The sequence below is a fragment of the Streptomyces pseudovenezuelae genome (assembly GCF_001513955.1).
In the GTDB taxonomy this organism is placed as follows: Bacteria; Actinomycetota; Actinomycetes; order Streptomycetales; family Streptomycetaceae; genus Streptomyces; species Streptomyces pseudovenezuelae.
The window spans coordinates 177,799-193,137 of record NZ_KQ948146.1; the positions used below are offsets into that span (position 1 = coordinate 177,799).

General features: G+C 72.1%; 12 protein-coding genes. 9 read left to right on the plus strand and 3 right to left on the minus strand.

From position 1 onward, the window contains the following. The first annotated feature begins 145 nt into the window (after nucleotides 1–145). Nucleotides 146–1,378, plus strand: a complete 1,233-nt coding sequence (locus tag AQI94_RS12965) for a glycosyltransferase (RefSeq protein ID WP_031046556.1) — start codon at nucleotides 146–148, stop codon at nucleotides 1,376–1,378. A gap of 196 nt (nucleotides 1,379–1,574) precedes the next feature. Here the strand turns inward: AQI94_RS12965 and AQI94_RS12970 are convergent, their stop codons facing one another. Continuing rightward, the gene (locus AQI94_RS12970; protein ID WP_031046552.1) at nucleotides 1,575–2,237 is read right to left on the minus strand and encodes a TetR/AcrR family transcriptional regulator; all 663 of its coding nucleotides are present in this window, start codon (nucleotides 2,235–2,237) and stop codon (nucleotides 1,575–1,577) included. Between the two features lie 185 nt (nucleotides 2,238–2,422). Here AQI94_RS12970 and AQI94_RS12975 point away from each other — a divergent pair, with 185 nt between their 5' ends. Next, nucleotides 2,423–3,667 carry a YncE family protein gene (locus tag AQI94_RS12975; RefSeq protein ID WP_031046548.1) on the plus strand — a complete coding sequence of 415 codons (1,245 nt, stop codon included), beginning with the start codon at nucleotides 2,423–2,425 and terminating at the stop codon, nucleotides 3,665–3,667. Nucleotides 3,668–3,765: 98 nt separating this feature from the next. Here the strand turns inward: AQI94_RS12975 and AQI94_RS12980 are convergent, their stop codons facing one another. Next, the gene (locus AQI94_RS12980) at nucleotides 3,766–5,625 is read right to left on the minus strand and encodes a cellulase family glycosylhydrolase (RefSeq protein WP_031046546.1); all 1,860 of its coding nucleotides are present in this window, start codon (nucleotides 5,623–5,625) and stop codon (nucleotides 3,766–3,768) included. A gap of 76 nt (nucleotides 5,626–5,701) precedes the next feature. After that, on the minus strand, nucleotides 5,702–7,666 hold the full coding sequence (locus AQI94_RS12985; protein WP_031046543.1) for an elongation factor G: 1,965 nt from the start codon (nucleotides 7,664–7,666) through the stop codon (nucleotides 5,702–5,704). Between the two features lie 227 nt (nucleotides 7,667–7,893). Here AQI94_RS12985 and AQI94_RS12990 point away from each other — a divergent pair, with 227 nt between their 5' ends. From AQI94_RS12990 to AQI94_RS13020, 7 genes are read left to right on the plus strand one after another with little or no spacing between them, the layout of a single operon-like run. After that, entirely contained in the window at nucleotides 7,894–8,373 is a 480-nt protein-coding gene (locus AQI94_RS12990; protein WP_031046540.1) for a (2Fe-2S)-binding protein, read from the plus strand. After that, nucleotides 8,370–10,715: a xanthine dehydrogenase family protein molybdopterin-binding subunit gene (locus AQI94_RS12995; RefSeq protein ID WP_031046537.1), complete on the plus strand. Its 2,346-nt coding sequence runs from the start codon at nucleotides 8,370–8,372 to the stop codon at nucleotides 10,713–10,715. Before AQI94_RS12990 ends, AQI94_RS12995 begins: the two co-directional genes overlap by 4 nt. After that, on the plus strand, nucleotides 10,712–11,566 hold the full coding sequence (locus AQI94_RS13000; protein ID WP_062229730.1) for an FAD binding domain-containing protein: 855 nt from the start codon (nucleotides 10,712–10,714) through the stop codon (nucleotides 11,564–11,566). Before AQI94_RS12995 ends, AQI94_RS13000 begins: the two co-directional genes overlap by 4 nt. Beyond that, nucleotides 11,563–12,444 (plus strand): AAA family ATPase, encoded by an 882-nt coding sequence (locus tag AQI94_RS13005; RefSeq protein WP_078902864.1) that lies wholly within the window; start codon nucleotides 11,563–11,565, stop codon nucleotides 12,442–12,444. The genes AQI94_RS13000 and AQI94_RS13005 overlap by 4 nt, the downstream gene beginning before the upstream one ends. Nucleotides 12,445–12,449: 5 nt before the next feature. Next, nucleotides 12,450–13,559, plus strand: coding sequence for a vWA domain-containing protein (locus AQI94_RS13010; RefSeq protein WP_062229782.1), 1,110 nt, complete (start codon nucleotides 12,450–12,452; stop codon nucleotides 13,557–13,559). Next, nucleotides 13,552–14,652, plus strand: a complete 1,101-nt coding sequence (locus AQI94_RS13015) for an XdhC family protein (RefSeq protein WP_031049895.1) — start codon at nucleotides 13,552–13,554, stop codon at nucleotides 14,650–14,652. Before AQI94_RS13010 ends, AQI94_RS13015 begins: the two co-directional genes overlap by 8 nt. A gap of 19 nt (nucleotides 14,653–14,671) precedes the next feature. After that, complete coding sequence (locus AQI94_RS13020) at nucleotides 14,672–15,295, plus strand: SRPBCC family protein (RefSeq protein WP_031049899.1); 624 nt, start codon at nucleotides 14,672–14,674, stop codon at nucleotides 15,293–15,295. Nucleotides 15,296–15,339 lie beyond the last annotated feature (44 nt).

The window sequence follows — 15,339 nt, forward strand, 5'->3', positions numbered from 1 at the left end:
ATTCGAACATCGTGCGCGCTGAAGCTAGAGCCACCGGAGGGTGAAGTCAACGGATGTGACACGGGTGAACTGGCCTGAGACCAACGCTCTTTCGCGCGGGCCGACCGCCCGCGGCGCCATACTGTCCGGCGTGCGAGTAGCGATCATGACGGCGGGTTCCCGGGGCGACGTGGCTCCGTTCACGGGGCTGGGGCACGGTCTGGCACGGGCCGGGCACGAGGTCACCCTGGTCACCCATGAGCGCTTCGAGCCGTTGGCGACGCGGGCCGGGATCGGTTTCCACGCGCTGCCGCTCGATCCCCGGGCGGAGCTGGAGTCCTCCCGCGGACGGGCGCTGCACCGCAGCACGACCGGAGTGGGCAAGCTGGTGCGGGTGGTCGCGATGGGCCGGGCCCTGGCCGGGCGGATCGCGGACGACCTGGTGACGGCCGCCGGGGCGAGCGACGCGCTGCTCCTGTCCGGATCGGTGGCCCCGCTGGGCCACGCCGTCGCCGAGGGCTTGGGCCTGCCCAGCCTCGGACTCAACCTCCAACCCCTGGCGGCCACGCGGGAGTTCGTACCTCCCATGCTGGGCGTCGGCTCCTGGGGACCGTTCGGCAACCGGGTCGCCGGGCTGGGCCTGAACCTGGCGGTGGAGCAGCTCTTCGGCGCGGCCCTCCCGCCACTCCGGGCCCGGCTGGGCCTGCCTCCACTGAGCCCGGCCGCGGCACTGCGCGCCCGTGAGCGGCAGGGCTGGCCGGTCCTGCACGGCTTCAGCCCCCGGGTGGTCGCCCGGCCCCGCGACTGGCGTTCCGGACTCGACGTGACGGGTTACTGGTGGCCGTACGACGGCGACGCCCCGCTCCCCGACGAGCTGCGGGCCTTCCTCGGAGCCGGGCCCGCCCCGGTCTTCGTGGGCCTGGGCAGCGCGACCGTGCCCGATCCCGCGCGCATCAGCGCCGCGATCGTACGGGCGCTGCGCCGGGCCGGGCTGCGCGGTGTGATCCAGCGCGGCTGGGCGGGCCTGACGGCGACGGGCGACGACATGCTCACCATCGACGAGACACCCCACTCCGCGCTCTTTCCCCACATGGCGGCCGTGGTCCACCACGCGGGCGCGGGCACGACGGCGGCGGGCCTGCGCGCGGGGGTACCGGCCGTTCCGGTACCGATCCAGTTCGACGAGAGCTTCTGGGCGGCCCGGCTGGTCACCCTGGGCGTGGCCCCGCGCGCCCTGCCCCTGCGACACCTGACCGCCGAGGCACTGGAGCAGGCGCTGCTCCGGGCGACGCAGGACTCCGGCCATCGGGAGCGGGCGCGGGCGCTGGGCGCACACATCCGGGCGGAGGACGGCGTGACACCCGTGGTGGAAGCGGTGCACCGACTACGACGCCACTGACCACGCCGTCCGTCCCCTCAGGGACGCGGGTCCCTGTCGATGTTCGACGCCTCAGCCGCACGGATGCCAACGGCTGCGAAGCACTCACTCCTCCACCCCATGACGGCAACCAGCCAAGACGCACCGGCACCCGCACCAACCGGCCCCGACCAACCCTGAGCGCACCGACCTGCACCGCACGGCCAGCGCCGCCCCCTCACCCCCGGCCCGGCTCCCAGCCCGCCGGCTGGAGGATGCCCAGCAGCTGTCGCACCAGTTCCTCCACGACCTCGTCCAGCGTGGCGTCCACCCAGCCGGCGCTCCAGTCGTGCAGCAGCCCGTTGACGCTGCCGATGAATCCGGTCGCCGCGAGCCGGTAGTCCCGCTGGGCCGCCTCGCCCCGCGTGACGGCCCGGTTCGCCTCGGCGCACACCAGGTCGACCCAGTGCGCCCGGCGGGCCAGCCGTTGTTCCTCCAGACGCGGACTGACGCCGATGATCTCGACGAACGTGATCCGCACCCGGCGCGGATCGGACGTGACGTTCGCCGCGTACGCGCGGAAGATCGCGGCCGCGCGCTCGGCGAGCGGCAGGTGGTCCGCGTCGGCCACCGCGGCCACCACAGCCGCCGTCGCCCAGTCGTTGACCTCCAGATGCAGCGCGGCCAGCACGTCCTCCAGGGTGCGGAACTCCTCGTAGAACTGGCGGGTGGAAAGGCCCGCGGCCTCGCTGAGGGCCGCGACGGTCGTGGCGCGGTAGCCGGGAGCGTCCCCGAAGAGCTGGAGGGCCGCGGCCAGGAAGCGGCGGCGCCGCTCGGCCTGCCGTTCCGCGGCCGTCTTGCCGCCGTAGCGACCGGTCGGGGCCTTGAGCCTGCCCGTCACCACACCTCCCACCCGGGCCGGAGTGTCCGGCCTTCCGTATGAGCGCCAAGTTTGTCGTGCACGCAGTCTTGTGGAGAAGGGCCCCCCTTCCTTACTTTGCAGTAAGTTGACTCTGAAAGCACGCGTCTTCAGTTTCGCCGTCTTGGCATGCCCCCGTCATGAGCCGCCTTAGAGGGAGACCCGTCATGCCTGTTCTCAAGCCCAGACACCTGTGTGCCATGGCCGCCGCCGTCGTCCTGACCGTCACCGCCCCCGCGACTGTTGCCTCCGCCGCGGACACCGCCGCCCTGCGCGAGGTGCTGTTCGTGGGCAACAACTGGGACGGCACCGCCGACGTCCTCAAGTCCTCCGGCGACCTGGCGAAGATCGGCCGGATCAACGTCATCCCCGACAAGGACGCCCGGATGGCGGCGATCAACGCCGATCCGATCAAGTGGATCTACTTCATGGCGATCCGCAACAGCGTCGGCGAGGGCCACGACCAGTTCGCCGACGACATGTACTCCACGCCGGACGGCAGGTCGGTGGTCGTCTCACGGCCGAGCTTCGCGGACGTGGTGTCGATCGACCTGGCCTCCGGGAAGGTCAACTGGCGCTTCCCGGTGTCGGGTTACCGCGCGGACCACATGGCGGTCTCCCCCGACGGCACCCGGGTCGCGGTGTCGGCCTCGACGGCGAACACCGTGCATGTGCTGGACATCAACACGGGCAAGCAGCTCGGCTCGTTCGCCACCGGTGACAAGCCGCACGAGAACATCTTCACCAAGGACGGCAAGTACATCTACAACATGGCGATCGGAGACGTGAACACCGACTCCGACGCGCCCTGGCTGGACTGGACGAAGGGCGACCGGCACATCACGGTGGTGGACGCGACCACCTACAAGCAGGTCAAGACCATCGACATGCGGGACAAGCTGAACGCGATCGGCCTCACGGACTACTCCGACGCCGTCCGCCCCGCCGTGTTCTCGCCGGACGAGTCCAAGCTGTACTTCCAGGTGTCGTTCTTCAACGGCTTCTTCGAGTACGACCTCGCCACCGACAAGATCACCCGTACGAAGACCCTGCCGAAGAACCCGGCGACCAGCGACGACCGCACCACCATGGTCAACGACTCGCGCCACCACGGCCTGTCGATGAGCCCGGACGGCAGCAAGCTGTGCGTCGCGGGCACGATGGACGACTACGCGACCGTCGTGAACCGCACCACCCTCCAGGAGGGCCCCCTCGTGCCCGCCTCGAAGCCCTACTGGGCGACCGTCAGCGGTGACGGCAAGAGCTGTGTCGTGTCCGAGAGCGGCGCCGACCAGGTCACCGCGATCGACTTCGCGACCGGGCAGAAGACGGTGTCCGTGCCGGTCGGCGACCATCCGCAGCGGGTGCGCCTCGGGCATGTGGCCGCCGACTGGACGAGTCCGTCCTCGTAGCGGGCGCGTCGACGCGCGGTCCGAGCGGACGGCGCAGCAGGGCCGGTACCGCCTCCAGGGGGAGGGGGTACCGGCCCTGCTGTCCGATGTACGCGGGGTCAGCCGAACTTCTGCGCCGTCCAGGCCGCGAGCTCGGACCTGGCCGCGGCGAGCGCGGACGCGGAGGGCGAGGTCGCCCCGTTGGTCACCAGCGCGTAGTGCAGGACGCCGGAGTCCGCGTCGGTGAGCAGCAGTCGGCGACTGCCCGTGCCGCCCGGTTCGACCGCCGCGCCGACCGGGGTCGACGAGCTGTACGCGGGCGGGCCGTAGACCGTGCCCAGGTCGGAGACGACGGTGGTCGTCACGGTCGGGAAGGAGGCGGGCAGATGCAGTTCGGTGGGCGCCGAGCCGCTGCCCGAGCGCCACACCAGCACCGCGTACTGGCCCGACCCGACCAGCGACGACACCTGCGGCAGGCCGCTCGGCACCGGGTTCCAGGTCAGTGTCGTGGAGCCGTCGCGCGAGCGGTCCTCGTAGGTGAAGGCGGCCGTGGAACCGGAGGTGGCACTCGGGTAGATCCGGTCGAGGAGCCGGGCGTCCTGGCGTAGTACCGCCGTGCCCGAGTCGTTCAGCTTCACGGCCGACAGGTCCTCGTCGTTCCAGGCGTCGCCCGAGGCCATGACCTTGTCGGGGTTGTCGTTCATCAGCTCGTGGTGACGGCCGTTGTAGATGTCCCACTGCCACTGCGTGCCGGAGAGGACCGGCCCCGAACCGGCGGGCGCCGACCACCAGTTGGCGCCCTTCACCCGGGAGTCGAGGGCCTGGTACATGGCTTTGAGGACGGTGGGTGCCTTGCCCGCGGTCGAGCCGTTCAGCGGGTGCCCGAACTCGCTGACCACGGCCGTCGTCCCGGCCGCCGCCGCACGGTCGCGGACCGTGCCGAAGTCGCCGACGTACTGACCGTCGGAGGCGTTGCCCCACATCAGGATGCCGGAGATGGCCTTCTGGTCGTAGAAGTGGGTGTTGAAGACGTACCGGGAGCCGAGCGTGCCGGCGTCGAGGAGGCCGCCCTCCTCCTTGGAGACGTTGCCGTTCCAGAAGAGGTTCGGCTCGACCAGGGCGGGCTTGTCCGTCCAGCCCGCCGCGTCCATCCGGGCCCGGAACTTCACGTAGAAGGGCCACAGCAGGTCGCGTTCCCAGGTGCGGCTGTTCTGCCCCGAGTCGTAGCTGCCGGCGTAGGGCTCGTTGTAGGGGTCGAAGCCGACCACTCCAGCGAACTCCTCGGCGGCGAGGTTCGCCTTGAGGTACGCCATGGTCTTCTGGGCGGTGGCCAGGAAGGAGTCCTGGAGGCCGTGGTTGTTGTGCCAGAAGTCGTACTGGGCGGCCTTCACCGCGCCGTTCTGGGTGATGTTCTGGCCCCACAGGAGGCAGATGCCGCAGGACTCGTCGGGGTAACTGCCCAGGTCCACCGCCCACTTGGGGGCGCCGTCGCCGGTGTACCAGCTGTCGGAGTCGAAGAGCCACCGGGAGTACAGGTCCTGGTGGAAGTCGGGGTAGACCCGGATGCCCGCGTCGAGGAACGCGCGCATCTGCGCGGTGGCGTTCGCCAGGTAGGTGGTGTCGACCTGGCCCTTCACCGGTTCCGCGTAGGCCCAGGAGAGCAGGAAGCGCACGGAGTTGCCGCCGCCGAGGGTTCTGAGCGCGGTGGCCGACTTCCTGGCGTCGGCGACCGAGGCGAAGGGCAGGCCCTTGTTCTCGGCGAGCTTGGTCTCGCCGGAGACGTTGTAGCCACGCAGCACGATCTCGCGGCCGTTGCCGTCGACGAACCGTCCGTTCTGGACGGTGAGGGGGGTGTCGTCGAACGAGAGGGAGTCGGTGAGGGCGTCGGCGGAAGCGGGCCGGACGCCCGCGACCGTCAGGAATCCACAGAGGACAACCAGAACAACGAGCAGACGTGCGCGTTTATTCGGCATGTCCATTACAGTCCGACCATTTCGGTACAACGTCAACACTTCTGACTAGTGAGTAAGTTTCACTTTCGTCGCATCTGCCGCCTCATCCGCCGACCCGACGCGTCACGTTCAACAGATACTCCTTGCGGTTGAGGGGATTGTGATCACTGCGTGGGCGTCGCGGAACGGTTCCGTGCGAGACCGGCGCGTAGTGGTCGAACCCGCTCTCCAACTCCCCCTCCCCGCGCGTCAGTCCGGGCAGTCGCTGTTCCAGTCCGTGCACCCGGGCGGCCGGTACCGCACCCTCCAGGACACACCGGTCGCCCCGGGTCTCCGTCGTCCGCGGTACGGCCCGCAGCGCGGCCAGCACGGGCAGCAGGGCGCCGAGGGTGTCGGCCGGGGCCTCGACGCGGAACCGGTGCATCGGTTCGTGCACCCGGGTGCCCGCCCGGCGCAGCGCCTCGACGAGGACCAGCGGGGTCAGGCCCCGGAAGTCGGCCCCGGTACTGGACATGCTCTTGTCGAAGCCCTGGTGGGCGTGGCTCTGCCGGGGGCAGTAGCCGCAGTGGGTCATGGTGACCGTGCAGTCGGTGACCTGCCAGCCGTCGAGGCCCTGGCCGAGGGTCTCGCGCACGGTGTCCTCGACGGCCTTGAAGAAGGCGTACGGCATGGCGCCGAGCTCCACCTCCAGCCGGAAGGACACTCCGGAGCCGACCGGCGCCGGGTCGACGCGCAGACCGACGGTGGCCAGGAAGGGGTTGTCGTCCTTCTTGACGAACTCGGCGGCCGCGCCGCTCCCGGCCGGGCGCTCGATGCACAGGGGCGTGGTCTCGCGGAAGGTGACGTCGAGGCCGAACTCCTCGGCGAGCGTGGCCTGGACGACCTCCTTCTGGACCTCGCCGTAGAGGGAGACGGAGGTCTCCTGGCGGACCTCGTCGTGGCGCAGGTCGATCAGCGGGTCCTGCTCGGCGAGCCGGGTGAGGGCGAGGTGGAGGGACCGGGCGTCGGTGTCCGGTCCCGGGACGACGACCGTTTCGAGGGAGGGCGGGGCGAAGAAGCGGCCGTGCGCCTTGCGGGGTTCGCCGAGCGTGTCGCCGACGCGGGTGCCGGTGAGGCCCCAGAGCTTGGCGATCCGTCCCGCCGGGACCGCGTCCCGGCGGGTCTCGGTGCCCCCGTCGAACACGCTGATCGCGGTGACACGGCCCTCGGTGCGCGCCTCGCCGAAGGGAATCCGGTCGCGGACGCCGAGCGTGCCGGAGAACAGGCGCGCGTACGCGATCTTCTCCCCCGCCGGGCCCCTTTCGACCTTGAACACCGTGCCGGAGACGGGCCCTTCCGGGTCGCCGTCGGCGCCGGGCAGCAACTCCTTGATGCCGGTGATCAGTTCGGGCACGCCGGCGCCCGTGACCGCCGACCCGAAGTACACCGGGTGCACCAGGGCCTGCCCGGTCCGCGTGACCAGGGCCCTGTGCAGCAGATCCGCGTCGACCCGCCCCTCGACCCAGGCCGACAGCAGGTCGTCGTCGTGGTCCGCGAGGACGTCGTAGGGGCCGATCCCCGGGAGGAACCGGGCCGCGCGCGTACCGGGTCGGTCCACCGTCCCCATCGGCACGATCGCCGGGGTGAGCCGCTCGGCGACGGCCCGCAGGACATCGTCGCACCGGGCTCCGCGCCGGTCGATCTTGTTGACGAAGACGAGGGTCGGGATGCGCAGCCGCTCCAGGGTCCGCATCAGGACCCGGGTCTGCGCCTGGACGCCCTCGACGGCCGAGACGACGAGCACGGCGCCGTCGAGCACGCCGAGGACGCGCTCCACCTCGGCGATGAAGTCCGGGTGGCCGGGGGTGTCGATGAGGTTGACGGTCACGTCGTCGACCGCGAAGGAGACGACGGCGGACTTGATGGTGATACCGCGCCGGCGCTCCAGCGCGAGGGTGTCGGTCTGTGTGCTGCCGGCGTCGACGCTGCCGATCTCGTCGATGACTCCGACCGAGTGCAGCAGCCGCTCGGTCAGGCTGGTCTTACCGGCGTCGACGTGGGCGAGGATCCCGAGGTTGAGCAGGTGCACGAAGCGTCATGTCCTTTGGAGAGAGGGAGATTCCTTCCGGGATGGACATGGACGCAGTGCGCATTACGGCTCCAGGATCGTGCGACGGCAGAGACATCCGAAGTGCAGCAGGTGCGGGCTCCCGGCGGCAACGGATTAACGCTCAACCAGTCGCGTCCCGACCCTCGCCCCCTCCCCGGAGCGGTCCTAGAGTGACGCACATCACGTCCGTGGTCCTGGGAGGGCACATGACCCGTATCTCGGTGAAGGTGGACGGCACGGTGTATCAGGACGAGGTCGAACCCCGTCTTCTGCTGATCCACTACCTGCGTGACCGGCTGGGCCTGACCGGCACCCCGATCGGCTGTGACACCTCCAACTGCGGGGTCTGCACGGTCGATCTGGACGGTGCGAGCGTCAAGAGCTGCTCGGTGCTCGCCGTCCAGGCGGACGGCGGCGAAGTGACCACCGTGGAGGGACTGGCCACGGACGGCGAGTGGACCGGCCTCCAGCGCGCCTTCCACGAGCGGCACGCCCTCCAGTGCGGCTACTGCACGCCGGGCATGCTCATGGCGGCACGGGACCTGCTGCGCGAGAACCCGCATCCGACCCCGGACGAGGTGCGCCACGCCCTGGAGGGCAACCTGTGCCGCTGCACGGGCTACCAGAACATCGTGCGGGCCGTGCTGGCCGCCGCGGAGACAGCCGGGCAGGGGGCGGCGACATGAGCGAGGTCGGCACCGCCCGGCTCCGCAAGGAGGACGCCCGGCTGCTCACCGGACAGACCCGCTGGACCGACAACATCGACGCCCCCGGGCTGCTCCACCTGGCCGTGCTGCGCAGCCCCATGGCACACGCCCGGATCGACCGGGTCGACGTCTCCGCCGCGCTCGAACGTCCCGGCGTGGTCGCCGCGTTCAGCGGCGCGGACCTCGCGCCGGACCTGGGATCGCTGCCCTGCGCCTGGCCGGTGACCGAGGACATCGTGCTGCCCGAACACCCGCCGATCGCGGTCGACGAGGTGCGGTACGCCGGTGACCCGGTGGCCGTGGTGGTGGCCCGCGACCGGTACACGGCCGCCGACGCCCTGGAGGCGGTCGAGGTCGAGTACACGCCGCTGCCCCCGGTCCTGGACCTGGAGGCCGCACTCGCCGAGGGCGCCCCGCTGGTCCACTCCGACAAGGGCACCAACCGCTGCTACGACTGGCCGCTGCGCACCGGCGAGGACTTCGCCGCCGTACGGCAGCGCGCCGAGGTGACCCTCAAACGCCGCTACCACCAGCAGCGGCTGATCCCCAACGCCATGGAGCCGCGCGCGGTCGTCGTCACCCCGGTCGCCGCCTCGGACGAGTACACGGTGTACTCGTCCACCCAGATCCCGCACATCCTGAGGGTCATGCTGGCCGTGGTCACCGAAGTCCCCGAGCACAGACTGCGGGTGGTCGCCCCGGACGTGGGCGGCGGCTTCGGCTCCAAGCTCCAGGTGTACGGCGAGGAGGCGATCACCCTCGCGGTGGCACGCCGTCTCGGGCGGCCCGTGAAGTGGACCGAGTCCCGCTCCGAGGGCTACCTCGCCACCCACCACGGCCGGGGCATGATCCAGGACGTCGAGATCGCCGCGAACCGCGACGGCCGGCTGCTGGGCCTCAAGGTCGACCTGCTCGTCGACATGGGCGCCTATCTGATGCTGGTCACCCCGGGCATCCCGATCCTGGGCGCGTTCATGTACCCGGGCATCTACAAGATGAGGTCCTACGAGCTGGGCGTCACCGGCGTCTTCACGACCAGGACGCCCACCGACGCCTACCGTGGCGCCGGGCGCCCCGAGGCCACGTACGCCATCGAACGGATCATGGACGAGCTCGCGGTCGAACTCGGCCTGGATCCGGTGGAGTTGCGGCGCCGCAACTGGATCCGGCACGAGGAGTTCCCGTACACGACGATCGCGGGTCTGACCTACGACAGCGGCAACTACGAGGCCGCGACCGACAAGGCCCTCGCGCTGTTCGACTACGACAAGCTGCGTGCCGAGCAGGCGGACCGCAACCAGCGCGGTGACACCGTACGGCTCGGGATCGGGGTGTCGACGTACACCGAGATGTGCGGGCTCGCGCCGAGCCGGGTGCTCAGGGACCTCAGGTACGCGGCCGGCGGCTGGGAGGCGGCGAGCGTGCGCATGCTGCCCACCGGCAAGGTCGAGGTGGTCACCGGGACCAGTCCGCACGGGCAGGGGCACGTGACCTGCTGGAGCCAGATCGCGGCCGACGTGCTCGGGGTGCCCTTCGAGGACGTCCAGGTGGTGCACGGGGACACCCGGGCGGCCCCGCAGGGCATGGACACCTACGGCTCGCGGTCGCTGGTGGTCGGCGGCACCGCCGTGCACCAGGCGGCCACGAAGGTGGTGGACAAGGCGCGGAAGGTCGCCGCGCATCTGCTCGAAGCGAGCGAGCGGGACCTGGAGTTCACCGACGGCGTCTTCTCCGTGAAGGGGTCGCCGGACGCGCGCAGGACCATCCAGGAGATCGCCTTCGAGACGTTCACCTCGCACGACCTGCCCGACGGCGTGGAACCCACCATCAACGCCGGGCACCTGACCGACCCGGACGACTTCTCCTATCCGCACGGCACCCACCTGTGCGCGGTGGAGGTCGACACCGAGACCGGGCAGACCCGGATCAGGTCGTACGTCGCCGTGGACGACGTCGGCCGGGTGATCAACCCGATGATCGTCGAGGGGCAGGTGCACGGCGGACTCGCGCAGGGCATCGCGCAGGCCCTGTACGAGGAGGCGGTCTACGACGACGAGGGCAACCTGGTCTCCGGCACGATGGCCGACTATCTCGTGCCGTCGGCACCGGACCTGCCCGAGTTCGTGACCGAGCGGGCCCGGACGCCCGCGACCACGAACCCCCTGGGCGTCAAGGGCGTCGGGGAGGCGGGCACGATCGCCTCCACCCCGGCCGTCGTGGGCGCGGTCGTGGACGCGCTGCGGCCGCTCGGCGTGCGCGACCTGCGGATGCCCTGCACGCCCGAGCGGGTCTGGCAGGCCCTGAAGGAGGCCTCGGCATGATTCCTCCCAGCTTCGAGTACGCCCGCCCCGGCAGCGTCGAGGAGACGGTACGCGTGCTCTCCGAAGGCGGCGAGGACGCCAAGGTGCTGGCCGGCGGACAGAGTCTGCTGCCGCTGCTCAGGCTCCGGCTGGCCTTTCCCGAACTGGTGGTGGACGTCGGTCGCGTCCCCGGGCTGGCCGGGGTGCGCGAGGAGGGCACAACCCTCGTCGTCGGCGCGATGACCACCCACCACGACGTGGTCCGCGACCCGCTGGTGCGCCGGCACGCGGGCCTCCTGGCCGCCGCCACGGCCGGGGTCGGGGACCCCGCCGTACGGCATCGGGGCACCCTCGGCGGCTCGCTCGCGCACGCCGACCCGGCCGGGGACCTGCCCGCCGTGGTGCTCGCCCTGGACGCGGAGTTGATCGCCGCGGGGCCGGGCGGCAGGCGGGCGATCCCCGCGCGGGAGTTCTTCGTCGACTACCTCCAGAGCGCGCTGGAGCCCGACGAGCTCCTGGTGGAGATCCGGATCCCGAAGACCGACGGCTGGGGCTTCCACTACGAGAAGTTCCACCGCTCGGCGCAGTCCTGGGCGGTCGTCGGCGTGGCCGCGCTGGTGCGGCGGGACGACGGGCACATCGCCGAGGCCAGGATCGGGCTGACCAACATGGGCTCCACTCCCCTGCGTGCCACGGCGACCGAGGAGGCGCTGCCCGGCAGCGGGGACACCCGGGCGGTGGCACGGGCCGCGGAGTCGGCGGCGACGGGGACCCGGCCGCCACGGGACCTGTCGGGGTCGCCCGAGTACCGGGAGCATCTGGCGCGGGTGCTGACCAGGCGGGCGGTGCTGGCCGCCGCGGGGACGGGGTGAGCCGCATCCCGGACTTCAAGGAGCCGGACGACGTCCGGGCCCGCCTGGAGGAGACCGGATACCTCGTCGACGACGGGCTGGCCGTGGCCTGCTTCCTGGCTCTGCGGCTGCACCGGCCGCTGTTCTGCGAGGGCGACGCGGGCGTCGGCAAGACCGCGCTCGCCACCGCCCTCGCCGAGGCGCTCGGCGCCCCGCTGATCCGGCTGCAGTGCCACGAGGGCATCGACGCCTCACAGGCCCTGTACGACTGGGACTTCCCCCGTCAGCTGCTGCATCTGCGGGCCGCCGAGGCGGCCGGGGCCGTGGACGCCGACCGGCTGGAGGGTGAGCTGTACGACCGCCGGTTCCTGATCGCCCGGCCGCTGCTGAGGGCCCTGGAGACCTGCCCGTCGGTGCTGCTGATCGACGAGATCGACCGGGCGGACGACGAGTTCGAGGCGTTCCTGCTGGAGCTGCTGTCGGAGTACTCGGTGACGGTTCCGGAGCTGGGCACCGTGCGGGCGCGGGTGCCGCCGGTGGTCGTCCTCACCTCGAACCGGACCCGTGAGGTGCACGACGCCCTGAAGCGCCGCTGCCTGTACCACTGGTTCGAGCATCCCGGCTTCGACCGTGAACTCGCCATCGTGCGGCGGCGGTTGCCCGGCGTGTCGGCGCGGCTGGCCGAGCAGGTGACCGCGCTGGTGCAGACACTGCGCTCCGCGGACCTGCTCAAGCCGCCCGGCGTGGCCGAGACGATCGACTGGGCCGAGGCGCTGGACGCGCTGGGGGCCAGCGAGGTGGATACGCAGCGGGCGCTGGCGACCCTGGGGTCGGTGCTGAAGTACCGGGAGGACGCGGAGCGGGCCCGCGACCTGCTGGCGGCCCGGCGGGACCCGTGATCACCGTGACGGGCACGGAACCGGCCGACGCGGCCCTCCTCGCCTTCGCGCACGCCCTGCGCACCGCCGGTGTCGACGCGAGCCCCGAGCGCGTGCACGCCTTCCTGCGCGCGGTCGCCGAGCTGGGGCCGGCGCGGGTGTACTGGGCCGGGCGCCTGACCCTGTGCGCGAACCACGACGACCTGGAGCGCTACGACCAGGTGTTCGCGGCCTGCTTCGCCGGTGCCGGACCCGCCACGCCACCGGCCGGCCTCCCCCCGCCGCGCCCGCGCCTCACCGTCCCCGAGAGCACGGCGGGCCGCCCCGCGCGTGCCGGAGCCGAGCCCGCCCTCCCACCGGCGGCCGCCCTGGCCAGTTCCGCCGACGTCCTGCGCCACCGTGACATCGCCGGACTGGACGCCGCCGAACGCGCCGCCCTCCACCGCCTGCTGACCGCGTTCGCGCTGCCCGGCCGGACCCGGCGTACGGCCCGCCGCCGCCCCGCCCGGCGCGGGCGGGTCGATCCGCGCCGGAGCGTGCGGGAGCTGCTGCGGCGGGGCGGGGAGCCGGCCCGGCTGGGGCACCACGAACGGGCCGAGCGTCCCCGCCGGGTGGTCCTGCTCGTGGACGTCAGCGGATCGATGGCGCCGTACGCCGACGCGCTGCTGCGCTTCGCCCACGCTGCCGCCCGTGGCACCCGCACCGAGGTGTTCACCGTCGCCACCCGGCTGACCCGCGTCACCCGCGCGCTCTCGCACCGCGATCCCGACCGGGCGATGGCGGCGCTCGCCACCGCCGTGCCCGACTGGCGCGGGGGTACTCGGCTCGGTGAGCTGCTGCGCGAGTTCCTGGACCGCTGGGGGCAGCGGGGCACGGCCCGCGGGGCGGTCGTGGTGGTGCTGTCGGACGGCTGGGAGCGTGGCGATCCGGAGCTCCTCGCGGACCAGATGCGACGCTTGCACCGGCTGGCGCACCGGGTGATCTGGGCCAATCCGCTCAAGGCGCGCCCCGGATACGCGCCCCTGGCCGCCGGGATGGCGGCCGCGCTGCCGAGCGTGGACGCGTTCGTCGAGGGGCACAGCCTGGCCGCGCTGGAGCGTCTGGCGGCGGTGGTGAAAGGAGCCGACGATGCGTGAGATCCTCCCGGTGCTGAACAGCTGGTACACGGCAGGGCTGCCGTTCGGACTGGCCACGGTCGTCTCCACGAGCCGCAGCGCGCCGCGCGATCCGGGTGCGGCCATGGCCGTCGGCCCGGACGACGAGGTCGTCGGCAGTGTGTCCGGCGGCTGTGTCGAGGGGGCCGTCTTCGAGCTGGCCCAGGAGGTCGTGGCGAGCGGCGAGCCCCGCCTGGAGACCTTCGGCTACAGCGACGAGGACGCGTTCGCGGTGGGACTGACCTGCGGCGGGGAGATCACGCTGCTCGTACGGTCCGTGACGGCCGCCACCGATCCCGCGTTCGGTGAGATCGCGGAGTCGGTCGCCGCGGGCCGTCCGGTGACCGTGGCGACGGTGACCGACGGCCCCGCACCCCGGGGCGCCACGCTCGCCGTGTGGCCGGACCGCGTCGCGGGCACCCTCGGCACCACCGGCCTCGACGTGGCGGTCACCGCCGACGCGCGCGGTGAACTCGCCCTGGGCGCCACCGGGTTGAGGCACTACGGTCCGCGCGGGGAGCGGCGCGAGGACGCGGTCGGCGTTTTCCTGCACTCCTTCGCCCCGCCGCCCCGCATGCTCGTCTTCGGCGCGATCGACTACGCGGCCGCGGTCGCCCGGATCGGCGCCTTCCTCGGCTACCGGGTCACCGTCTGCGACGCCCGCCCGGTCTTCGCCACACCGAAGCGCTTCCCGGAGGGCGTGGAGGTCGTCGTGGACTGGCCGCACCGCTACCTCGGCGGCACCGGCACCGACGAGCGCACGGTGATCTGCGTCCTGACCCACGACCCGAAGTTCGACGTGCCCCTGCTGGAGGAGGCACTGCGCCGGCCCGCGGCGTACATCGGTGCGATGGGCAGCCGCCGTACACACGAAGACCGGATGAAGCGGCTCGGCGAATCGGGGCTCACCGAGGCCGAGCTGTCCCGGCTGCGCTCGCCGGTCGGCCTGGACCTCGGGGCCCGTACGCCCGAGGAGGTCGCCGTGTCCGTGGCCGCCGAGATCGTCGCCCTGCGCTGGGGCGGCAGCGGCACCCCGCTGACCGCGACGGCCGGGGCGATCCACCCTTCTCCGTAGGGCCTGCCTGGAGGAAGTCATGGAACTGCACCACGAGTTCACCGTGCCCGTCCCGGTCGACGAGGCCTGGCGGGCACTCCTCGACATCGAACGTGTCGCGCCCTGTATGCCCGGGGCGGTGGTCGAGGACTACGACGGCAGGACCGTGACCGGCTCGGTGAAGGTCAAGGTCGGGCCGATCACCGTGACGTACAAGGGGACCGCAGTCTTCGAGGAGCAGGACGAGGCCGCGCACCGCCTGGTGCTGATCGCGAGCGGACGGGAGATCCGCGGCCAGGGCACCGCGCGGGCCACGGTGACCGGCACGCTCACCGGACAGGACGGCGGTACGGCCGTGTCGGTGCGCACGGATCTGGCGGTGACCGGGCGCCCGGCGCAGTTCGGGCGGGGTGTCCTGGCGGAGGTCGGCGACCGGCTGGTCGGCCGGTTCTCCGCATGTCTGGCGGAGCGGCTGGGCGAGCGCGAGGAGGCCCCGGAGGCGGCCCGGACGGCCGAGGAGGCCGAGGAGGCCGACGACGAACCGCTCGATCTGCTGCGCGCGCTCGGCGTACCGGTCGCCAAGCGGACGGCGGCCGCGCTGGCCGCGGCCGCCGTCGTGGTGGTCGTGGTCACGCGGATACGTCGACGCAGCCGGAAAGTGTGACGCTCACAAGGTGTGAGGCCCGTCCGAAGGGGTACGCGCCGAGT